The 21,415-nt window shown below is 67.1% G+C and carries 23 protein-coding genes, 1 other RNA gene and 1 riboswitch; of the genes, 13 read left to right on the plus strand and 11 right to left on the minus strand.

The window, feature by feature from the left end; all coding sequences use genetic code 11:
* Position 1 precedes the first annotated feature (1 nt).
* Positions 2-859, plus strand: coding sequence for a D-amino-acid transaminase (locus AAGA11_03200; GenBank protein MEM9601844.1), 858 nt, complete (start codon positions 2-4; stop codon positions 857-859).
* Positions 860-1,127: 268 nt separating this feature from the next.
* Positions 1,128-2,123, plus strand: coding sequence for an alpha/beta hydrolase (locus tag AAGA11_03205; GenBank protein ID MEM9601845.1), 996 nt, complete (start codon positions 1,128-1,130; stop codon positions 2,121-2,123).
* Positions 2,124-2,129: 6 nt separating this feature from the next.
* On the opposite strand, the gene AAGA11_03210 is transcribed toward AAGA11_03205, so the two are convergent.
* From AAGA11_03210 to ffs, 5 genes are all read right to left on the minus strand, one after another.
* Positions 2,130-2,333 (minus strand): hypothetical protein, encoded by a 204-nt coding sequence (locus AAGA11_03210; GenBank protein ID MEM9601846.1) that lies wholly within the window; start codon positions 2,331-2,333, stop codon positions 2,130-2,132.
* A 62-nt stretch (positions 2,334-2,395) separates the two neighbouring features.
* Positions 2,396-2,992: a recombination mediator RecR gene (gene recR / locus AAGA11_03215; GenBank protein ID MEM9601847.1), complete on the minus strand. Its 597-nt coding sequence runs from the start codon at positions 2,990-2,992 to the stop codon at positions 2,396-2,398.
* Positions 2,993-2,996: 4 nt separating this feature from the next.
* Positions 2,997-3,317, minus strand: a complete 321-nt coding sequence (locus AAGA11_03220; protein MEM9601848.1) for a YbaB/EbfC family nucleoid-associated protein — start codon at positions 3,315-3,317, stop codon at positions 2,997-2,999.
* Between the two features lie 16 nt (positions 3,318-3,333).
* A complete protein-coding gene (gene dnaX, locus AAGA11_03225; protein MEM9601849.1) occupies positions 3,334-5,112 on the minus strand; it encodes a DNA polymerase III subunit gamma/tau in 1,779 nt (592 codons plus the stop codon).
* A gap of 67 nt (positions 5,113-5,179) precedes the next feature.
* Positions 5,180-5,276, minus strand: an RNA gene (gene ffs / locus AAGA11_03230) — signal recognition particle sRNA small type.
* Positions 5,277-5,412: 136 nt separating this feature from the next.
* Here ffs and AAGA11_03235 point away from each other — a divergent pair.
* From AAGA11_03235 to AAGA11_03275, 9 genes are all read left to right on the plus strand, one after another.
* Positions 5,413-6,096, plus strand: a complete 684-nt coding sequence (locus AAGA11_03235; protein MEM9601850.1) for a winged helix-turn-helix domain-containing protein — start codon at positions 5,413-5,415, stop codon at positions 6,094-6,096.
* A 102-nt stretch (positions 6,097-6,198) separates the two neighbouring features.
* The gene (gene phoR, locus AAGA11_03240; GenBank protein ID MEM9601851.1) at positions 6,199-7,485 is read left to right on the plus strand and encodes a phosphate regulon sensor histidine kinase PhoR; all 1,287 of its coding nucleotides are present in this window, start codon (positions 6,199-6,201) and stop codon (positions 7,483-7,485) included.
* A 115-nt stretch (positions 7,486-7,600) separates the two neighbouring features.
* The gene (locus AAGA11_03245; protein MEM9601852.1) at positions 7,601-8,635 is read left to right on the plus strand and encodes a PstS family phosphate ABC transporter substrate-binding protein; all 1,035 of its coding nucleotides are present in this window, start codon (positions 7,601-7,603) and stop codon (positions 8,633-8,635) included.
* Positions 8,636-8,764: 129 nt separating this feature from the next.
* A complete protein-coding gene (gene pstC / locus AAGA11_03250) occupies positions 8,765-10,147 on the plus strand; it encodes a phosphate ABC transporter permease subunit PstC (protein ID MEM9601853.1) in 1,383 nt (460 codons plus the stop codon).
* A 6-nt stretch (positions 10,148-10,153) separates the two neighbouring features.
* Complete coding sequence (pstA, locus tag AAGA11_03255; GenBank protein ID MEM9601854.1) at positions 10,154-11,431, plus strand: phosphate ABC transporter permease PstA; 1,278 nt, start codon at positions 10,154-10,156, stop codon at positions 11,429-11,431.
* Between the two features lie 29 nt (positions 11,432-11,460).
* A complete protein-coding gene (gene pstB, locus AAGA11_03260; protein ID MEM9601855.1) occupies positions 11,461-12,336 on the plus strand; it encodes a phosphate ABC transporter ATP-binding protein PstB in 876 nt (291 codons plus the stop codon).
* On the plus strand, positions 12,336-13,046 hold the full coding sequence (phoU, locus tag AAGA11_03265) for a phosphate signaling complex protein PhoU (GenBank protein ID MEM9601856.1): 711 nt from the start codon (positions 12,336-12,338) through the stop codon (positions 13,044-13,046). The genes pstB and phoU overlap by 1 nt, the downstream gene beginning before the upstream one ends.
* Entirely contained in the window at positions 13,042-13,683 is a 642-nt protein-coding gene (locus tag AAGA11_03270; GenBank protein MEM9601857.1) for a class I SAM-dependent methyltransferase, read from the plus strand. The genes phoU and AAGA11_03270 overlap by 5 nt, the downstream gene beginning before the upstream one ends.
* Positions 13,684-13,719: 36 nt before the next feature.
* Entirely contained in the window at positions 13,720-14,196 is a 477-nt protein-coding gene (locus AAGA11_03275) for a YaiI/YqxD family protein (GenBank protein ID MEM9601858.1), read from the plus strand.
* A gap of 196 nt (positions 14,197-14,392) precedes the next feature.
* Here AAGA11_03275 and AAGA11_03280 read toward each other — a convergent pair whose 3' ends face one another.
* Together AAGA11_03280 and AAGA11_03285 are read right to left on the minus strand one after the other, a co-directional pair.
* Complete coding sequence (locus AAGA11_03280) at positions 14,393-14,842, minus strand: 6,7-dimethyl-8-ribityllumazine synthase (protein MEM9601859.1); 450 nt, start codon at positions 14,840-14,842, stop codon at positions 14,393-14,395.
* A gap of 85 nt (positions 14,843-14,927) precedes the next feature.
* A riboswitch (FMN riboswitch) is annotated at positions 14,928-15,148 on the minus strand.
* A 35-nt stretch (positions 15,149-15,183) separates the two neighbouring features.
* Positions 15,184-15,666 (minus strand): YajQ family cyclic di-GMP-binding protein, encoded by a 483-nt coding sequence (locus AAGA11_03285; GenBank protein ID MEM9601860.1) that lies wholly within the window; start codon positions 15,664-15,666, stop codon positions 15,184-15,186.
* 125 nt (positions 15,667-15,791) lie between these two features.
* Here AAGA11_03285 and pdxH point away from each other — a divergent pair, with 125 nt between their 5' ends.
* Positions 15,792-16,430: a pyridoxamine 5'-phosphate oxidase gene (pdxH, locus tag AAGA11_03290; protein ID MEM9601861.1), complete on the plus strand. Its 639-nt coding sequence runs from the start codon at positions 15,792-15,794 to the stop codon at positions 16,428-16,430.
* Positions 16,427-16,891: a DUF1499 domain-containing protein gene (locus AAGA11_03295; GenBank protein ID MEM9601862.1), complete on the plus strand. Its 465-nt coding sequence runs from the start codon at positions 16,427-16,429 to the stop codon at positions 16,889-16,891. Before pdxH ends, AAGA11_03295 begins: the two co-directional genes overlap by 4 nt.
* Before the next feature lie 8 nt (positions 16,892-16,899).
* On the opposite strand, the gene AAGA11_03300 is transcribed toward AAGA11_03295, so the two are convergent.
* The 4 genes from AAGA11_03300 to lipB are packed head-to-tail and all read right to left on the minus strand — an operon-like array spanning position 16,900 to position 21,412.
* Positions 16,900-17,349: a hypothetical protein gene (locus tag AAGA11_03300; GenBank protein MEM9601863.1), complete on the minus strand. Its 450-nt coding sequence runs from the start codon at positions 17,347-17,349 to the stop codon at positions 16,900-16,902.
* A 21-nt stretch (positions 17,350-17,370) separates the two neighbouring features.
* On the minus strand, positions 17,371-19,695 hold the full coding sequence (gene mrcB, locus AAGA11_03305; GenBank protein MEM9601864.1) for a penicillin-binding protein 1B: 2,325 nt from the start codon (positions 19,693-19,695) through the stop codon (positions 17,371-17,373).
* Positions 19,696-19,734: 39 nt separating this feature from the next.
* Positions 19,735-20,760: a lipoyl synthase gene (gene lipA, locus AAGA11_03310; protein MEM9601865.1), complete on the minus strand. Its 1,026-nt coding sequence runs from the start codon at positions 20,758-20,760 to the stop codon at positions 19,735-19,737.
* Positions 20,753-21,412 carry a lipoyl(octanoyl) transferase LipB gene (lipB, locus tag AAGA11_03315; protein MEM9601866.1) on the minus strand — a complete coding sequence of 220 codons (660 nt, stop codon included), beginning with the start codon at positions 21,410-21,412 and terminating at the stop codon, positions 20,753-20,755. The genes lipA and lipB overlap by 8 nt, the downstream gene beginning before the upstream one ends.
* Between the last annotated feature and the right edge of the window lie 3 nt (positions 21,413-21,415).

The raw sequence follows: 21,415 nt of genomic DNA on the forward strand, positions 1-21,415 counted from the left end.
AATGAACCGCACCGTTTACGTCAACGGCGAGTACGTGCCCGAGCACGACGCCCGGATCTCCGTCTTCGACAGGGGCTTCCTGTTCGCGGACGCTGTCTACGAAGTCACCGCCGTGCTCGACGGCAAGCTGGTGGAATTCGAGCCGCACATCGCCCGGCTGGAACGCTCGCTCTCCGAACTCGGCATGCCGATGCCGTGCGACGCCGACGCGCTGCTGGCGATCCACCGTGAGTTGCTCAGCCGAAACGCGGTGACCGAGGGCCTGGTCTACCTGCAGGTCTCGCGCGGCGCGGCAGACCGGGATTTCGCCTTCCCCCCGGCCGACACCGAGCAGACCGTGGTGCTGTTCACCCAACACAAGAATTTCCTTTCTGCAGACAGTGCGGAAACGGGCATTTCGGTGATCAGTATCCCGGACAGGCGCTGGGGGCGGCGCGACATCAAGACGGTTCAACTCCTCTACCCGTCACTGGCGAAGATGGAGGCCAAGCAGGCCGGCGCAGACGACGCGTGGATGGTCGACGACATCGGCGTCACCGAGGGCTCGTCCAACAACGCGTACATCGTGCTTGCCGACGGTCGCATCGTGACCCGCAATCTCGGGCACGACATCCTGCCAGGCATCACACGACGAACCGTGCTCAAGTGCGCCAACGACTTGCAGCTCACCGTGGACGAGCGCGCCTTCACACTCGAAGAAGCGGCCGAGGCGGTTGAAGCCTTTTACACCTCTGCCACCGGCTTCGTGACGCCGGTGATCGCGCTCGACGGCGCGCCCATAGGCGATGGCAAGCCCGGTCCGGTCACGCGTCGCCTGCGCGAGATCTACATTCAGGACGCCCTGCAGAACGCCATCTGAGTGCCGACGCACGCGCGCGCCGTACACCCGCTGTGTGTCTGGCGTGCACGGTGAGCCCCACACCCGGCATCTTCTCCGAATCACGACCCCGAGGCCGTCGCCCCCAGGCCATGCTCACGCGCCGTCGACGGGTTGACGCTGACATGACCACCCTGCCCCCGCGACACGTGGACCAACTGGAAACTGCACCATGATCACCCTTGCCCGCTCAGCGCTCGCCACGAACCTGAGAGTGCTTCACACCGTGTTACTGCCCTGAGTGGCGCCGGTGACGCGAGCCACACGACCGGTGGCCCCTGCCGAGCGTGACGGGACACTGCGGCCGACGGCTGCGGGCATCGATGCGCCCGCCGTGACGCCGACTGCGGGCCCGACCGCCGAGTCGGCCTACCGCCGTTGGTCGCACGCGTCGGACGCCGACACGCTCTCGGGTTGGTCGGCGCACCTCGAACACGACACGGTGGTCGTGTTTCTGCACGGCAACGGCCTCTGCTCACGCGCCTACGAACCGTTTCTGTCGAGGCTCAGCCACCCGGTCGGCACGCTGCTGATCGACCTGCCGGGGCACGGTGAAAACCCACCGGAAGCCGCGTTCCGAGGATGGCACGCGGTTGCTGACCGTGTGCTCGCCACCTGTCGACACTGGCACAGGGCGTTGCCGGGCAAACGCTGGGTGCTGGTCGGGCACAGTTTTGGTGCTGCAGTGGCGTTTGATCTCATGGACCGTGCGCCCGAACACTTCAGCGCTGCAGTGCTGTTGGACCCGGCCTGGTTCCCGCCGGCCATGTTGGCCGCGACCTGGCCGTTGGAACGCCTCAATCTGCTGCGTTTTCACGCCCTGGCGCGCAAGACGCGGCAGGCGACTGCACGGTGGCCGGATGTGTCACAGACCCGAACGTGGTTGCGCGGGCGCAGTCTGTACCGCGGCTTTGACCCGGGCTGTCTCGAGGCCTACTTGCAGTACGGTTTTACAGCAGACGCCGACGGGGTGCGGGTGCGTTGCCCGCGGGACCTCGAGGCCGATGTCTTTTGCACGATGCCGTACCACCATCCGCGCGTGCTGCGACGGCTGACCGTGCCGACCACGGTGTTCAGCGGGCGAAACACCGACAGCTGGTTCCGCCGAGCCGGTGAGGTCTGGCCCCGTTGGAGCCCGCAGATCCAGCACGCGTGGGTGCCGGGCCGACACACCTTCATGCTCGATGACCCGGCCGGTGCAGCCGCGTCCGTGAGCGCGGCCCTGGCGCGCGCCGAACGGCAATAGCGCGTTTCAGTCCACCGGCGGGACGCACATCTCCAGCCCGTCCAGAACCGTGGACATCGTGATCTGGCACGACAGACAGCCACCGCGATCGCCGTCGACGACAGCCTGGACGGCTGCGTCCATGAGGTTCATGCCGCCCCAGACCGTTTCGCTTTGGCGACGGCCGTCGGGTTCGATCCGGGTAAGGTTGATCTCGTCGCTCGTTGACACGTGGTGGCGTCGCGGTATCCGCGGCGCGACACGCCGACCACGCACCGAGGCCCGCCGAAGCCCTACTCGACCGCCTGACGACTGCGAAAGGCGTGTTGCAAGGTGCCACCGTCGAGGTATTCGAGTTCGCCGCCCAGCGGCACCCCTTGTGCAAGCCGACTGATGGCGACGCCCGCCACCCGAGCCATCTCGGCGATGTACTGGGCTGTCGTCTCGCCCTCCACGGTGGCGCTGGTCGCGAGGATCAGCTCGTCGAGCGGCTCGGCCTGCAAGCGACGTTGCAGCAGATCGAGTCCGATCTGCTGCGGTCCGATGCCGTCGAGCGGCGACAAGTTGCCCATCAGGACAAAATACTGGCCCCGGAAATCGGTGCTGCGCTCGAACGCCAGCACGTCGGCCGGGGTTTCTGCAACGCACAGCAGCCGCGCGTTGCGCGTGTCATCGCTGCAGCGTGCACACACGTCAGACTCGGTGAAGGTGCGGCACCGCGCGCAGTTGCCGATGTCCGACATCGCGCGCGCCATCGTGTTGGCCAGGCGCAGGCCGCCCGGGCGATCGCGTTCGAGCAGGTGCAGGGCCATGCGCTGGGCAGACTTCGGGCCCACGCCGGGCAGGCAGCACAGGTGCTCGGTCAGGTCGGTCAGCAGCGAATCGGACATCGGGTCAGAACGGCAGCTTGAGCCCCGGGATGTTCATGCCCTGGGTGATACCGCCCATGCGCGCCTGCGTTTCACTGTCGACCCGCTGGGCCGCGTCGTTGACCGCAGCGGCGACCAGGTCTTCGAGCATTTCCTTGTCGTCGCCCATGAGGCTGTCGTCTATGACCACACGTTTGAGCTCGTGACGACCGGTCATGGTCACCTTGACCAGTCCGCCGCCGGATTGGCCTTCGACCTCCAGGTTGGCGATTTCCTCCTGCGCCTTCTGCATGTCCTGTTGCATCTTCTGGGCTTGTTTCATCAAGCCCGCCATGCCGCCTTTCATCTTGTTCTCCTCGCGTTCACTGATCGCCCTGTCGCTCGTCCAAGGGCCGGATGCTATCGGGTTGCACTTCCGCGTCAAAGCGGTTCTGCAGCTGTTGCACAACCGGGTCATTGTAAATCGCCGCCTCGGCCTGGCGCTGCCGTGCATCCGCATCGTCGGCGAGCTGCCGAGCCGGTGACGCGACCTCGCTCTCGCCGAGCTCAAGCTGGATGAACACCGCCTGACCGAAATGGGACTCGAGCGCGTCCGCAAGCCGTCGAACGAAACGCTCTGCACCCAGATGCTGGTGCGCCTCGGGCAGGCGCAAGGCGACGCGGTCTCCGTCCACCCGCGTCGGCACGCAGTGCATCGCGAGCTGGTGCGGCATGCCCTTGAGCGCGAGCCGTGACACCAGCTCCGGCCAACTCGCCGGCGTGAGCGCGATGGGCTGCCGGTCCGTGTCCGAGCCCGGTGTGGGCGTTGGCATCCGGGCCTCCGGCGTCCGGGCCTCCGGCGTCCGGGCGTCCGGCGTCCGGGCTTCCGGCAGCTGATCTGGCGGCGGCGTCGCGGCCGGCGGCGGCACAGGGGCTGGTGGCCCGGGCTGGGACGGCGCGGTTTCAGGCGTCGTCACCGGGGCAACCGCTGCAGCCGGTCGCGCCAGGGCGGCACGGGCCGCTGCCGCGTGTGCGGGCGTCGATGGCTGCGCTGCGGCGGGCGTGGGTGACACGCCGTCCTCGAGGCGGAAGGCCAGCATCCGCAGCAGCGTCATTTGAAAGGCCTGCCGCGCGACCGGCACCACCGGCATGTCGCGACGGCCGAGCACGGCGATCTGGTAGTTGAGCTGCACCGCTTCGGGTGAGACACGTTCAGCCAGTGCGCGCAGACGGCGCGTGTCGGCGACCGCCGGGTTGGCGCCGTCCGGCACGCTTTGCTGTATCGCCACAGCGTGCAACAACGAGATGAGGTCACCCAGCAGGGCTTCGTAGTCTGGTGCGAATTCGTCAAGCGCGTCGACAATGCGCAGCACAGCCGCGCCGTCCTCGTCGGCGACGGCTTCGAGCAGGTCGAAGCGGGCGGCCTCGTCGACCACGCCGAGCATGCGCTGAACACCCTCGGCCGTGACCGTGCCGTTGCCGAAGGCAATCGCCTGGTCGAGCAGGCTCATGGCGTCGCGCATCGACCCCTCACCCGCCTGCGCAAGCGTGTCGAGCGCGAGCACATCGAAAGACACCGCCTCGGCTTCGAGCACACGGGTCAACTGGGCCACGATCAACGAGGCCGGGAAGCGCTTGAGGTTGAACTGCAGGCAGCGCGACAACACCGTCACCGGGATTTTCTGCGGATCGGTGGTCGCGAGCACGAACTTCACGTGTTCAGGCGGTTCTTCGAGCGTCTTGAGCAGCGCGTTGAAGCTGCTGCGCGAAAACATGTGGACCTCGTCGATCAGGTAGACCTTGTAGCGGCCCACACTGGGCGCGTAGGCGACGTTGTCGAGCAGGTCACGCGTATCGTCGACGCCCGTGCGCGACGCCGCGTCGATTTCGATCAGGTCGAGGAAGCGCCCCTCGTCGATTTCGGTGCACGCGCGGCACGCGCCGCAGGGCGTTGACGAGACACCGCGCTCGCAGTTCAGGCACTTGGCGAGGATGCGCGCGAGGGTGGTCTTGCCCACCCCGCGCGTGCCGGTGAACACGTAGGCGTGGTGCAAGCGGCCGGTGTCGAGCGCATTGATCAGCGCGCGCAGCACGTGTTCCTGCCCCGCCACCTCACCAAAGGACCGGGGCCGCCACTTTCGCGCCAGAACTTGGTAGCTCATCGGGGTCGAATGCCGCCTGGGGCCGGCAGGACACGGCGCGCCGGCGGGGGTAGTCGGTGGAGGTGCACCGCGCCAGCCACATCCCGGCGCCCGAATCAGCCGCTACCGTTGCTCCCTTCCGGGCCTGGCGGGGTTTACGACCTATCGCCGCGAGAGGACCGGCACGGCCCACCGTCGAACCCGCAATTCTCCGGCATCCCGGGCGTGCCGGCAAGCCATCGGTGCGCTATCGTGGTCCGGTCACGTCGTTGTCACAATCGGCGGGGCACAATGCCGTGATCCATTTTGGGGCTGGTGTCCATGTCAGCGCGCATCCTCATTGTCGAAGACGAACCCGCGATCGCCGAACTGCTGGCGATCACCCTGACGCGCAGCGGCCACACCCCGGTGCTCGCCGCCGACGCACCCGGGGCCGAGAGGCTGCTCGGCAAACAGGGCTTCGACCTCGCGCTGGTCGACTGGATGCTGCCGGGCGTCAGCGGACTCGAGTTGATCAAACGCATGCGCCGGGACGCTGTGACCAAGGCCCTGCCTGTGATCATGCTGACGGCGCGCGGCGAGGAAGGCGACGTGATCAAGGGGCTCGACGCTGGCGCCGACGACTACGTCGGCAAGCCGTTCTCGCCGCGCGAGCTGATGTCCCGCATCAACGCCCTGTTGCGTCGCACCGGTGCAGGCGAGGACAGTGTTCTCGCGTTTGCCAACCTCACCGTCGACAACGCGGCCCACCGCGCCTACGTCGACGGCGACCCGGTGGCGCTCGGTCAACGCGAGTTCCAACTGCTGAGGTTCCTCGTCGCCAACCCCGAGCGCGTCTACAGCCGCGCGCAGTTGCTCGACCACGTCTGGGGCCGCAGCTCGGAGGTCGAGGAGCGCACGGTCGACGTGCATGTGTTGCGGCTGCGCAAGGCGCTCAAGCCCGGCGGCGCCGACGCGTTGATCCAGACCGTGCGCGGCGCGGGCTACCGGCTCGGTATGCCCTGAGTGCATCCGTGTCGCAGCCGAACACGCAACCACTTTGCGGTGCGGCCGTCTATGGCTGACAATTGCGGCGTTTGACCCGCCCACGCCCACCGAGTCCTGTCCATGCAACGAGCCGTCAGCTTCGAGCGCAGCCGACTCTTGCTGGTGCTTGCGACGTCGGTGGTGCTCGGAGGGGTCACTGGGTACTGGGCCTGGTGCATTGCCCTGGGCGGCTTCGGCCTGGCGGCTTACCAGATCAGGCGCGGCCACGATGTGGCACGTTGGCTCACCGGCACAGACGCGGAGCCGTCGGTCTACGAGGGGCTCTGGGCATTCATTGCCAGTGAAATTCACCGAGAGCGCCGCCAGAACACGCGTCAACGACGCGAGATCAGCCGGCTGTTGAGGCGCTACCGCGACTCTGCCGAAGCGCTACCGGACGCCGCCGTGCTGGTCGACCACCAACGCCAGATCCAGTGGGCGAACCGCAAGGCACATGATCTCCTTGGCATCGACAATGCCACAGATCGCGGGCAGCGCGTTGACAACCTGTTGCGAGATCCGGCCGTGCAGGCGCTCTGGCAACACAACCGGCCCGGCGCTGAGACGCAAGCCCGGTCGCCGCAGGACGAGCGCGTCCACCTGACACTGCGCCTGTCACGCTACGGCGAGGGCGCGCTGCTGGTCGCACAGGACGTCTCGGCGGTCATGGCTGCCCAGGAGATGCGCCAGACCTTCGTCGCCAATGCCTCGCACGAATTGCGCACGCCGCTGACCGTGGTGGCCGGGCACCTGGAACTGCTCGCCGACGACCCGGCGTTGCCAGACCACGTCGAGCAGTCCCTGCAGAGTGCGCACCGCGAAGCCAACCGCATGCTCGCGATTGTCGAAGACCTCCTGACCCTGACCAGCCTCGAGAACACGCACCTGAGCGACGCGCAGAGCGAACCCATCGCGGTCGCCGCAGAGGTCTCGGACCTCGTCGAGGCAACACGGCTGGCAGAGCACTACCGCGGCCAGACCCTGTCGCTTGACCTCGACGCCGGACTCTGCCTGCGCGGCCGCACAACCGAGGTGATGAGTGTGGTGCGCAATCTGGTCAACAACGCCCTGCGCCACACCGAACCCGAGGACGACATCAGCCTGCGCTGGTCGCGTGACGAGGTCGGGCGACCGACCTTCTCGGTCACCGACACCGGCACCGGCATCGCCCCAGAGCACCTCGCTCACCTGACCGAGCGCTTCTACCGCGTGGACGCCGGCCGTTCCCGCGACACGGGCGGCACCGGTCTCGGCTTGTCCATCGTGAAGCACATCGTCAGCCGGCACAGCGGCGAGCTGCTGATTGACAGTGAGCCGGGACGCGGCAGCACCTTCAGCGCCCGCTTTCCACCGGATCGGGCCTGCTGATTTCGGTCCGGCACCGCGCGGACCTTGACCGTCATATAACGGTCACATACGGCCCCTAGACTGCGCTCGCATCGTCAGAACCGTTTATCCCCTTCGGAGACACCCTGTGAAAACCCTGTCCGTCAGCTTGGTGGCCGGTGCCATCGCCTTGGCCAGCCAGTCCGCAATCGCGAGCCGCGACTACATCGAAATCGTCGGCTCTTCCACGGTTTACCCCTTTGCCACCGTTGTCGCCGAGCGCTTCGGTCGCAACACCGAATTCAAGACGCCGAAGATCGAATCCACCGGTTCCGGCGGCGGCATGAAACTGTTCTGCGCCGGCCTCGGTGTCGACACCCCCGATGTCACCAACGCGTCCCGTCGGATCAAGCAGTCCGAGCTCGACAAGTGCCAGGCCAACGGCGTCACCGACGTGATCGAAGTGCTGATCGGATACGACGGTATCGCGATCGCCAACGCCAAGGGCACCGAGCAACTCAGCCTGAGCCGCCAGGACCTGTACCTCGCGCTCGCCAAGCAGGTGCCGAACCCGGACGGTTCGGAGACCATGATCGACAACCCCTACACGCTGTGGTCCGAAGTCAACGCCGATTTGCCTGCCGCGTCGATCGAGGTAATCGGACCGCCGCCGACATCCGGCACCCGCGACGCCTTCGCCGAGCTGGTGCTCGAGGGTGGTTGCAAGCAGTACGACTTCGTCAAGGCGATGCGCAAGTCTGACAAGAACCAGTACAAGGCGTATTGCCACAGTGTGCGCGAGGATGGCGTCTACATCGAAGCCGGCGAGAACGACAACCTGATCGTCCAGAAGCTCGAGGCCAACCCCGCCGCACTCGGTGTGTTCGGCTTTTCGTTCCTCGAGCAGAACGCCGACAAGGTGCAGGGCTCACTGGTGGACGGCGTCGAGCCGAGCTTTGACACGATCGCCGACGGCGACTACCCCGTGTCGCGCCCGCTCTACTTCTACGTCAAGAAAGCGCACATCGGCCAAATCCCCGGCATGGCCGAGTTCGTCGCCGAGTTCACCGACATCGACACCATGGGCCCGGAGGGCTACCTGACCGACCGCGGCCTGATCCCGCTCGACGACGATGCGCTCGACGAAGTGGCCTCACGTGCGCAGTCCGGCACCCCGCTGACGGCGCTCTGAATCGGGCGCCGGTGACAGACCGAAGCGCAGGCTCGCCGCACCGGCGAGCCATTTTTTGTCCGATACCGATGCCCGCGTTGCTACACTGCGGCCCGCTGCCCCCTCCGGACGCCCACTGACACCCAAGTCATGACCCTCTACTCCTTGATCCTGCTGTTGCTCGGACTGACGGTCGCGGCCTACCTCTACGCCAAACACCGCTCACTCCGGACCGTGGGCGGTTGGCGCAATGTCAGCCAGCTCCACTCGCTGCCCAGCTACTACGGCGCGTTGGCGGCAATCTGGTGTGTCGTGCCTGCATTGATCCTGCTCGTGCTCTGGGGCGTGCTCGAGGGCCCGGTGATCGACCGCCAGGTGGCCTCGCGAATCGACCCGAGCACGGCTGCGGCGACCAACGTCGACCTGCTGCTCAACCAGGCCAAGAACCTGCTCGAGAGTGGCAAGCTCGACACGGAGACCGACGAGAACACGCGTGCGCTGGCCGAGCACTACCAAGCGCTGCAAGTCCGTTCGAGCACCCTGCGCACGGTGCTGGCCCTGGCGCTGGCCATCGCCGGCGCCGCGGTCGCCAGCATGCGCATCACCCGATCCCTGCGCGCGCGCATCAGCGTCGAGCGATTCATGCTCGGCGTGCTCACCGCGAGCGCCTCGGTCGCGATTCTCACGACCCTCGGCATCGTGCTGTCGGTGCTGTTCGAAGCGTTGCAGTTCTTCCGTCAGATTCCGCCGACCGACTTCCTTTTCGGCACGGTCTGGAGCCCGCAGACCGCGATCCGCGAAGACCAGGTCGGCGCCTCCGGGTCGTTCGGGGCCATCCCGCTCTTCGTCGGCACGCTGCTGATCTCCGCCATCGCGCTGATCGTGGCGGTGCCGATCGGCCTGATGTCGGCAATCTACCTGTCCGAATACGCGCCAAGCGCCGTGCGGTCGGTCGCCAAACCCGTCATGGAGGTCCTGGCTGGCATACCGACAGTGGTCTACGGCTTCTTTGCCGTGCTGACCGTGGCGCCCGCGATCCGCAATTTCGGTCAGTCGATCGGGCTGAACGTCGCCTCGGAAAGCGCACTCGCGGCCGGCCTGGTCATGGGCATCATGATCATCCCGTTTGTCTCCTCGCTGTCAGACGATGTGATCAAGGCCGTGCCCCAGGCCATGCGCGACGGCTCCTTTGGCCTCGGCGCGACCCAGTCCGAAACCATCCGCCAGGTCGTGATCCCGGCGGCGCTGCCCGGCATCGTCGGCTCGATCCTGCTCGCGGCGTCCCGCGCCATCGGCGAAACCATGATCGTGGTGATGGCAGCTGGGCTATCGGCCAACCTCACGATCAACCCGCTCGAGGCTGTCACCACCGTCACGGTGCAGATCGTGACCCTGCTCACGGGCGACCAGGAATTCGACTCGGCCAAAACCCTCGCGGCGTTCGCGCTGGGCCTGATGCTGTTCTTCACCACCCTGTTGCTCAACGTGTTCGCACTCCATGTGGTGCGCAAATACCGCGAGCAGTACGAGTAACGCGGCATGTCGACCACCACTGCAATCGTCCGTGCAGGACTCGCCAGGCGCTACGCGCGCGAGCGACGCTTCCGGCTCTGGGGCCTCGCCTCGGTGGTCGCGAGCGGCGTCTTTCTCGTCTTCCTGCTTGGCAACATCATCACCAAGGCGCTACCGGCGTTCACCTCGACCTACGTGCAGATCGACGTGCCGCTCATGCCCGACGTGCTGCGCCTGCCTGACAACGCCGGTGCCGAGGACATCGCGAAGGCGCGCTACGGCCGTGCCGTGAAACAAGGCTTGCGGGACATGTTCCCGAACGTCACGAACCGCAAGCAGAAACGGGCGCTGTACCAGCTCGTCAGTGCGCAGGCCGAGTTCACCTTGGCCGACCGCGTGAAGGCCGACCCTGCGCTGATCGGCACGACCTATTCGCTCTGGGTGCTCGCGGACGACGACCTCGACACTTACCGCAAGAACCCCGCGTTGCAAGCGGTGCCCGAGGAAGACCGCCGGTTCAAGGATGTGCAAGTTGGCTGGCTCGATCAACTCGAGGCCGAGGACCGCATTGCCACCCGCTTCAACTGGACCTTCTTCGAACGCGGCGACTCGCGCGAACCCGAACTCGCCGGCATCCGCGGGGCGCTGGCGGGCAGTTTCTACACCCTGATCGTGACGCTCCTGTTGTCGTTCCCGATCGGCGTCGCCGCGGCGGTCTACCTCGAGAGCTTCGCACCGCGTAACCGCCTGACCGACCTGATCGAGGTCAACATCAACAATCTGGCCGCTGTGCCCTCGATCGTCTTCGGCCTGCTTGGCGTGGCCGTGTTCATCAACTTCCTGCACCTGCCGCGCTCGGCGCCGTTGGTCGGCGGCATCGTGCTGTCACTGATGACCTTGCCGACGATCATCATCGCGAGCCGCGCCGCGATCAAATCGGTGCCGCCGTCGATTGCCGACGCGGCGCTCGGGCTCGGTGCGTCGCGCATGCAGGCGATCACCCACCACGTGCTGCCGCTCGCGATGCCCGGCATCCTGACCGGCACCATCATCGGCATGGCCCAGGCGCTCGGCGAAACGGCGCCGCTCCTGATGATCGGCATGGTGGCGTTCATCGTCGATGTGCCAACCAGCGTCACGGACCCGGCCACGGTCCTGCCCGTGCAGGTGTACCTCTGGTCCGACAGCCCCGAGCGCGCCTTCACCGAGCGCACGTCGGCGGCCATCGTGGTCCTGTTGGTCTTTTTGATTATGATGAACGCGTTTGCCGTGTACCTGCGCAAGCGTTTCGAGCGCAGCTGGTAGCCGCGCACCACCCCACCGGACGTTCTCGCATGACCACGTATACCGAGACAGCGCCTCTGACCCCGGCCGCCCACGCCGAGTCCGCCGCACCCGACCTCGAAGGTCAGTTGGAACAGTTTGACGGCACGGTGGGCAACGTGCGGGTGGAGGACGCCAAGATGCGCATGTCAGCGGTCGACGTGCACTACGGCGAAACGCAGGCGATTCACGGGGTCGACCTGGACCTCGGCAAGACCGAGGTCATGGCGATGATCGGCCCCTCGGGCTGCGGCAAGTCGACCTTCCTGCGCTGCCTGAACCGCATGAACGACACGATCGAGAGCTGCCGCGTGTCAGGCGAGCTCACGCTGGACGGCGAGGACATCTACGACAAATCGCAGGACGTGGTGCTGCTGCGTGCCCGCGTCGGCATCGTCTTTCAGAAGCCCAACCCCTTTCCCAAGTCGATCTACGACAACGTCGCCTACGGCCCCCGGATTCACGGGCTTGCCTCAAGCAAATCGCAACTTGACGACATCGTCGAACAAAGCCTGCGCCGTGCGAGCCTCTGGAGTGAGGTCAAGGATCGCCTGGACAAGCCCGGCACCGGCCTGTCTGGCGGTCAGCAGCAGCGCCTTTGCATCGCGCGCACCATCGCAGTGAGCCCCGAGGTGATCCTGATGGATGAACCCTGCTCTGCGCTGGATCCGATCGCCACGGCGAAAATCGAGGAACTCATCGACGAGCTCGGCAAGAACTACTCGATCGCCATCGTCACACACTCGATGCAACAGGCCGCGCGGGTGTCGGACCGAACGGCCTATTTCCACCTCGGGCGCCTGGTGGAAGTGGGCGCCACCAACGACATCTTCACCAACCCCAGTCACCAATTGACTGAAAACTACATCACAGGACGGTTCGGCTGATGGACAGAGTCGGCGTCGACAATTTGAACCTCAACCAACACACCTCGCACCGCTACAACGAAGAGCTCGAGGACGTGCGCAACCGCGTGCTGCAGATGGGCGGCCTGGTCGAACAGCAGGTCGCCAACGGGCTCAAGGCGCTGCTCGACGTCGACAGCGAGTTGGGCCAGGAAGTGCTGGACACCGACCACCAGGTCAACGGCATGGAAGTCGAGATCGACGAGCTGTGCACGCAGGTCTTGGCGCTGCGGCAGCCGGCCGCCTCCGACCTCCGCCTCGTGCTGATGGTGATTAAGACCATCACCGACCTCGAGCGCATCGGAGACGAGGCACAGAAACTCGGTCGCGTGTCGGTGTCGCTCTCGACCCAGCCGCGCCGACCGGCCTACTACGCCGAGCTCCGGCACCTCGGCGAGCACGTCAAGGCGGTGCTGCGCGACACGCTCGACGCCTTTGCCCGGATGGACGTGGACGCGGCACTGCGCACGGCAAAGCAGGACGGCGACATCGACCGCGAATACGACTCGCTGTCCCGCCTGCTGATCTCGCACATGATGGAAGACCCGCGCGAAATCCGAAACATCCTCGAAGTGAGCTGGTGCGCCCGGGCCCTCGAGCGGATCGGCGACCACGCCAACAACATCTGCGAGTACGTGGTGTATCTGGTGCACGGCAAGGACATCCGCCACACCAAGGGTCGCCCCGATTAGGCCCCACGCCGGGGAGCCGCTCACGGTTGATTTCGTGGGTGGGCGGATGGCGCACCGGCGCCGGTTCGGCGGGGGCCGCGGGCAACCGCTGGCGCGCGCTGTCGGGGTGCGGGGCACGCCGGCGCCCCGCGTGGTCGACGCGACCGCAGGCGTCGGCACCGATGCCTTCGTGCTGGCGTCGCTCGGCTGCACCGTGACCTTGATCGAACGCGTGCCCGAGGCGGCCACGGCACTGCGCACGGCCCTGGCCGAGGCGCGCGCGCACCCGGACACCGGCGCCATCGCCGAGCGCATGACCGTGGTCGAGGGCGATGCCATCGCCTTGTTGGCCGCACCCGAGCTCGACGCACCCGAGGTGGTCTACATCGATCCCATGTACCCCCGCAGCAAGCACACCGCCGCCAACGCCCGCGCGATGCAGCGCTTGCAGCTCCTCGCGGGTGCCGACACCGACAGCGACCAACTGCTCGACGTCGCCCTGAACGTCGCCACCCGACGCGTGGTGGTCAAGCGGCCGCGCACCGCGCCGTGCCTGACCGGGCCCGCACCGAGTGGCGACCTGCGTTCCGCGCACACGCGCTACGATCTCTACGGCGGCGCCCTGCTCCGGGCCGTGCGCACTGCCGGGGCCAACTGACATGCGCCGGCCCCTGAACCGCGTGTCCCCAGCACCGTGACCGACGACCACGCCCCTCAGCGCACCATCTGGGTGGACGCCGACGCCTGTCCCGTCGCGCTGCGCGAGCTGCTGTGCCGCGCCGCCGAACGCTGCGCCATGCGCACTGTGTTCATCGCCAACCACGCCCTGCCGCTGCCGCGCTCCGCGCACGTGGTCGGCGTGCAGGTGCCCCGCGGTTACGACGTCGCCGACCACGAAATCGTGCAGCGGTGTCAGCCGGGTGACCTCGTGATCACCGCGGATGTCCCGCTCGCCGCAGACGTCGTTGCCCGCGGCGCCACCGGGTTGAGCCCCCGCGGTGAGCCCTTCACCGCCGACAACGTCCGCGCCCGCCTGCAGATGCGCGACTTCATGGACACCCTGCGCGCCAGCGGCGTGGACACCGGCGGCGCCGCCCCGCTGAGCCCGGCCGACCGCCAACGCTTCGCCAACCACCTCGACCGCTGGCTACAGCAGCACACGCAGTCCTGAGACAGCTTGTTGGATGCTGTCGTCACGAGTTGAAGACTCGAGCGAAAACAGCGCCGGCGTGGAACGATTTGCGAGAACCGCAGCGCAGTGTACGTGTTGGTACAGGCCAGCAGCGGAAGCGCAGCAAAGCGTGCGACGTACGACGTACGACGCCCGCGCCGTTTACAGCCGATTATCCGGCTCGTGACGACAGCATCTAGAGCGCGGCCAGGGCCGCAAGCTGGGCGTCGACGGCGTTCGCGGCCTCGCGCCCTTTATCGACGAAGTGGGCGTGAAACTGGTTGCGGTGGTACTCGCCGTCGTGGAAGTGGTGGGGCGTGAGCGAGACCGAAAACACCGGCACGTCGGTGTCGAGCTGCACACGCATCAGGCCGTCGACCACCGCGCTGGCGACGAAATCGTGCCGGTAGATGCCGCCGTCGACGACCAGGGCGGCGGCGACCACCGCGTCGACCTCGCCGGTGGCGGCGAGCCGTTTGGCCATCAGCGGCATTTCGAAGGCACCCGGCACGTCGACGACACGCAACCCGGAATCAGGGTGGCCGAGTTCGGCTGCCCGCGCGCGAAAACCCACCAGGGCCTGATCGACAATCTCGGCGTGCCAGCGCGCCCGGATGAAGGCGATGTTGGCGTTGTGAAGTGACATGTGTGCGCCCCGTGTTGCGAAAACCAACGGGGCGGCGCCGCTCACGACCGCACGCCGCGCGCACGCGCGGCGCGCCGGATCGGCGCGGCGTTCTCTCACATCCGGACTGTCGGAGCGCACTAGCGCACCCGCTGCACGGGCGCCCTTCGCGCTCTCACCGTCGGCTCCAGAGTCTCACTGGATCTGCTGACCTTCGACCAACCCAAGGGGTTCGGTCGAAGCGCTCGCGGGCTGCCGCACACGGCGACCTGTGCCACCGGTGCGTTCACCGCCGGTGGGGAATTCCACCCCGCCCCGAGAACGGCGCCAGACTACGCGCTCAGGCCGACACCGGCAAGGGTTCAATCGCGAAAGTTGTTGAACTGCAGCGGTTGCCCGAGTTCGGCCCCGCGGATCACCGCCATCACCTTCTGCAGGTCGTCACGCTTCTTGCCGCTGACGCGCACCTGGTCACCCTGGACTGCAGCCTGCACCTTGAGTTTGCTGTCCTTGACCAGCTTGACGACCTTGCGGGCCAGGTCCTTGTCGACCCCCTCGCGCACCGTGATCAGTTGACGCGCCCGCTGGCCGGTGGGCTCGACTGCACCCTCGTCCAGGCACTGGACGTCGATACCGCGCTTCGCCAGCCGTTCGTACAGCATGGGGCGAATCTGCTTGACCTGGAAATCGCTTTGCGCAGACAGGGTCAGCGTGGGTGTGTTGAGCTCCACCCTGGCGTCAGCGCCCTTGAAGTCGAAGCGGTTGCCGATCTCGCGGTTGACCTGGTCGATGGCGTTCTGAAGTTCGTGGGCGTCCACCTCGGACACGATGTCGAATGAGGGCATGGCACTCTCCGGGGGCGGTTGTCGGGACCTGAATCGCCCGCGATTCTAGCAACCCGAGGTGCCTCGCGGAGCAGCCGTGTACACTGCGGGGCCCCACACTCTCCGTCGAACCGCCGACACCCGCCATGCGAGACCAACGCGACACCCGCAACGACTACGGCTCGGTCGAACTGACCCGAGACCAGCTGCCCGACAACCCGCACACGCTGTTCGAACACTGGCTCGAAACCGCCAACGCCGAGGGGCAATACGACTTCACGGCCATGACCCTGGCCACGGCTGACGCCGATGGCGTGCCCTCGGCGCGTGTGGTGTTGCTCAAGCACTTCGACGAGGACGGCTTCTGCTGGTACACCGACACCGAGAGCCGGAAGGGCCGTGAACTGCAGGCCAACCCGCGCGCGGCGCTGTTGTTCTACTGGGCCACTCTGCACCGTCAGATCCGCATTACCGGGCCGGTGTCCCGCCTGCCCGACAGCGCCGCCGACAGCTACTTCGCCTCGCGTCCGGCGGGCAGCCAACACGCCGCAGCGGCCTCGCACCAGAGCCAGGTGCTGGCCGACCGCGCCACGCTCGAACACGCCGTGTCGACCTTCGAGGCCGAAGCCCACGGCGGTCCGATCGAGCGGCCCGCCCGGTGGGGTGGCTACTGCCTGCGCGCCGAAAGCTTCGAGTTCTGGCAGGGGCGCACCAGCCGACTGCACGACCGGTTCCTCTACCAACGCCTGCACAGCGGCTGGCAGATCGATCGGCTGAGCCCATGAAGACCGTGATCATCATCCTGATCACACCGTTGATCGTGTGGTCGCTGCTGCGGGCGCTGATCGTGCCGGTGTTGTCAAGCAAGACGGCTGCTGGCGGCGCCGTGGAAAACGGGCTCGCGGTGTGCAAGCGCGCCACCAACTGCGTCACGTCGAACGCCGTCGACCCGAACGCGATCGACGCGATCGCCTTCGAGGACGCAAGTGAGCGCGACTGGCAGGGCCTGCTGGACGCGATCGGCTCCCTGCCCGGCTTCACACAGCGTGCCCGCGAAGGCGACTACGTGCATTTCGAGTCACGCACGCCGCTGATGAACTACCGTGACGACCTCGAACTGTTGTGGCAACGCGACCACGGCACGGTGGCGATTCGCAGTGCGTCACGGCTTGGCATTCGCGATTTCGGCGCCAACGCCGACCGCGTTGCGATGATCCGAAAACTCGCGGAATTGCAACGCCGCTGAGCGGCGTGCTAGCAGGGGTCGAGCTGTTCCTCGAGGGCATCCGCCACTTCCCCACTGACCGGCACGGAGAGGCCCTTGCGGGCAAACTGGCACGCGAGCGCGTTGCGCCCGTCTGCCCGGTGTGCCGTGGCCATGTCCAGGTAGATGGTGCCGTCGCGCGGCGCGATTCGCTGCGCGCGTTCGAGTAGCACGAGCGCGCGCGCAAAGTCGCCCGCGTCGTAGGCGGCAGCGGCCTGCGCCTTGAGCCGCTCGGCGGCCGGGATGGGCGGCGGCGCGGGCGTTGTCGAGCGCGTGGGCACCACCGACTCGATCGGGTCGGCGCCAACCGCGGGTTCAACGGCGGTTTGCGGGGTCGTGGGCACGACCACCGCGCGCTCGCTTGGCACCGCGCAGCTGCTGAGCCAGGCCGCTGAGACGACGAGTGCGGCGAGGCGCACGGCAGAGGGGGTGCTGTTCATGTGCTGGCAAGCCGGGTTGGATCAGGGACACCGGGAGAACAGCCGGCGCCGTGCAGGGGGCCCCGGCTCGCTCCCCGTCGCGAAGGGAATATACCGCGCACCTTCGCAATTCGCATCGATTGCACGCCCTGAACTCAGGTCCACCCAGCGGTACTGCACGCCCGAGGGTTCTGCGTTGACCAAGCCGCGCTCACCGAGCTGGTCGAACACCGCCGACCAGACACTCAGGGCACCCCGGCTGCCGGTCAGGCCGGCGCTGGTGTTGTCGTCGCGCCCGATCCAGACCACGCCGAGGTAGTCGCCACCGAAACCGGCAAACCAGCTGTCGCGCAACGCGTTGCTGGTGCCGGTCTTGCCGGCGAGCTCGGTCCGCTCGGGCAGGCGCCAGTAGGCGCGACGACCGGAGCCCTCGCGCATGACGTTGCGCAACGCGTATTGCAACACGTGCAGCACGTCGGGCGGGATCTGTTGGCGCACCCGCAGGGGAAAGCGTTGCAAAACCTCTCCCTGGCGCGACACCACGGAGCGGATGGCGCGAAGCGGGGTACTGAACCCGTCGGACGCGAGGGTCTGGTAGACCTGGGCCACTTCCAAGGGGGTCAGCTCGATCGCACCGAGCAAGGCCGACGGCAGCGGCTGCAGATCGTGGTCCACGCCGAGGCGCCGCAGGGTCGAGAGCACCGCCTCGACCCCGACTTCGAGGCCGAGAGACACCGCCGCCTGATTCAACGAACGCGTGAGCGCCTCGAGCAGGCTGACCTGCCCGGCGCTCTCGCCGTCGATGTTTTCCGGCGTCCAGACCGTGCCGTTCGCCAGCGCGACCTCGGTGGGTTGATCGAGCAGCTGAGAGGCGAGGTGCCAGCGCTCGGGTTGCATCAGTGCCGTGAGGTACACGGCCGGTTTGACCAGCGACCCGATCTGCCGCCGCGCCGACAGTGCCCGGTTGTAGCCCGCGTAACGTGGCGAGCGCCCGCCGAGCACCGCGAGCACCTCACCGTTCGCCACCGACGTCACCACTGCCGCCAGCTCGAGCGGCGTCAGTTCACTGCCGCCCGCCTGCTCTGCGGCGTCGAACACCGCCATGCGCGACGCTGCCGCGTCTTCGAGTTCGCGTTGCACGCGGGGGTCGAAGCCCGTGAACACACTGAGGCCACCCTGTTGCAGGTCGGCGAGGTCATAGTCACTCAGCAGTTGGGCGCGCACCACGTCCAGAAACGCCGGGTTCGAGGCACCGCGCTGGCCGGCGGCCACGGCGATCGGTTGCGCAAGTGCGCGCTCGAACGCGGCCTGGTCGATGATGTCGTCGCGCCGCATGACCTTGAGGACCACGTCGCGCCGGGCCCTGGCGCGCTCGGGCCGCCGGACCGGGTCGTAATAGCTCGGTCCTTTCAGAAGACCGACCAACAGGGCGATCTGATGGTGTTGCAGCTCCTGCACCGGCACGCCGAAGAAGTGCAGGCTCGCCAGGCCGAAGCCGTGCACGGCGCGGCTGCGGTCCTGGGCAAAGTAGACCTCGTTGATGAACGCCGTGAGGATGTCGTCCTTGCTGTAGCGGCGCTCGAGCAGCAGCGCCATCGGCCACTCGGTGAGTTTGCGTTTGAGGGTACGGTCGCTGGTGAGAAAGAGGTTCTTGATCAACTGCTGCGTGATCGTGCTGCCGCCGGCGACAAACCGTCCTGCCTGCAGGTTGGTCAGCATCGCGCGGACAATGCCGCGCAACGACAGGCCCGGGTGCGTATAGAAGCGTGAGTCCTCGACGGCGAGCAAGGTCTCGAGCAGGGTCTCGGGCAAGTGTTCCAGGCCCACGAGCAAGCGGTCTTCGCTTTCGTCCGGCGAGATCCGGCCGATCAGCGGCGGTTCGAGACGGACCAGATCAATCGGGTCGCCCTGCCCGTCCTCGATCGCGGTGAGGCCGCTGTCATCCCAATCGAACTGCAGACGCCGCGCCGGCTCGGGCCCGTCGGCGAACCGGAAACCGCGCGTCTGCACCAGGACGCGTGAACCGAGCACATCGAAGCGTCCGGGGCCGATCGCTTCGTCACGCCGGTAGCCAAGCTGCGTCAGCTCACCTTCAAACTGCGACTGCGTGGTCGTGCCACCGACGTAGAGCTCCATCGGGCGACCGTAGACCCGCGCCGGGATGTCCCACTTCGGCCCGTTCATCGCCTTGACGATGCGCGAATCCATGACCGTGAGCGCTTCCATGGCCACCACGGTGACCACGAGCAACGCTATTGTGGCCAGCAGCGAGAACCCCAGTAACCAGACGCGACGCCGGCGCCACCAGGGCTTGCGCGCGGGGGGGCGGAGCGAGCGCTCGGCGCGCAGCGGCGGCAAATCAGACACCGCGGACCGTCACCCGCCGCTCAGACTGCACGCCGCGGTTCACAAGCCGACGTTGTTGCCGTCGAGCACACGTTCGGCGCGGTAGCTAGAGCGCACCAGCGGCCCGGCGACGACCTCGCGGAAGCCACGCTCGAGCCCCGATTCGCGCAGCGCAGCAAAGGCATCGGGGTGGACGTAGCGCTCGACGGGCAGGTGGTTGGCGGTGGGGCGCAGGTATTGGCCCAGGGTCAGTATGTCAACCGACCGATCACGCAGGTCGTCCATGGTGTGCAGCACTTCGTCGTCCGTCTCACCGAGACCGAGCATCAGGCTGGTCTTGGTCAGGACGGCGGGCCGGTGCGCCTTGGCGTGGGCCAGCACCGCGAGGGTTTGCGCGTAACCGGCCCGCGGGTCCCGCACCGGGTGTGTCAGCCGCTCCACCGTCTCGACGTTTTGCGCAAAGACTTCCAGGCCCGAATCCACGACGCACTCGACGAGCGCTTCACGCCCGTCGAAATCCGGCGTCAGCGCTTCCACGGCGGTCTCAGGACAGCGCCGTTTGATCGCCTCGACGCAGGCCGCGTAGTGGCCGGCACCGCCGTCAGGCAAATCGTCGCGGTCGACCGAGGTGATGACCACATAACGCAGTCCCATCAGCTCCACCGAGCGCGCGGTGTTCTCGGGCTCTTCGGGGTCCAGCCAGCCGCGCGGGTTGCCGGTGTCGACGCTGCAGAACCGACAGGCCCGCGTGCAGACGGCGCCCATGACCATGAAGGTGGCCGTGCCGGCACTCCAACACTCACCGATGTTGGGGCATTTGGACTCCTCACAGACCGTCGCCAGATGGTGCGTGCGTACCGTGTCCTTGACCGCGCCGAACTTGCCGCCACCCGGCACACGCGCCCGCAGCCAGCCGGGCTTCTTGAGTGCCTCTGCTCTGGGCTCCTCTGGCGTGTCGCGCCGCTGCTTGACGCCGTCCTTGATCGCAGTGAAACCGTTAACAGTTGCGTATTTCTGGCCAGAGCGGACCGGTTTTGCCTGCACCACCGGGATGCCACGAAAGCTGCCCTGCAGAATGTCACTCATGCCCAATCCTCTCTGTGGTGCGCGGTTCCCGCCCACCGTCGTCTCCGTGGCTGATACCGACGCCCAATGTGCACGCCAGCTGGCGAACCAGCGCCGAGCCCAGGCTCGCTTCCGTTGCGCCAATGCCATGGTCCCGGGTGCGTGTCACAGTCATGTCCGGGTACCCACAGGGGTTAATGCGATCATAGACGCGCAAATCAAGCGACACATTCAATGCCAGCCCGTGGTAACTGCAGCCCCGCCTCACACGCAAGCCGAGCGCAGCGATCTTGGCACCGTTCACGTAGACGCCTGGCGCCGACGGGTCGGCTTGCGCGACCACCGCGTGGTCGCCGAGCACGGCCACAACCGTGTTCTCCAGCGCGCTCACCAGGGCCCGCACGCCGAGCCCGTGCCGCCGCAGGTCGAGCAAGGTGTACACCACCACCTGACCCGGCCCATGGTAGGTCACCTGGCCGCCGCGATCACTCTGCACGACGGGGATGTCACCCGCGTCGAGCACATGGTGCCGCTTGCCGGCCTGACCGAGCGTGAACACCGGCGGATGCGAGACAACCCACACCTCGTCGGCCGTGTCCGGCCCGCGGGCATCCGTGAACGCCCGCTGCCGTGCCAAGGCGTCGTCGTACCGCAGCTCACCGAGCGTACGCACTAC

Source organism: Pseudomonadota bacterium (assembly GCA_039196715.1).
In the GTDB taxonomy this organism is placed as follows: Bacteria; Pseudomonadota; Gammaproteobacteria; order CALCKW01; family CALCKW01; genus CALCKW01.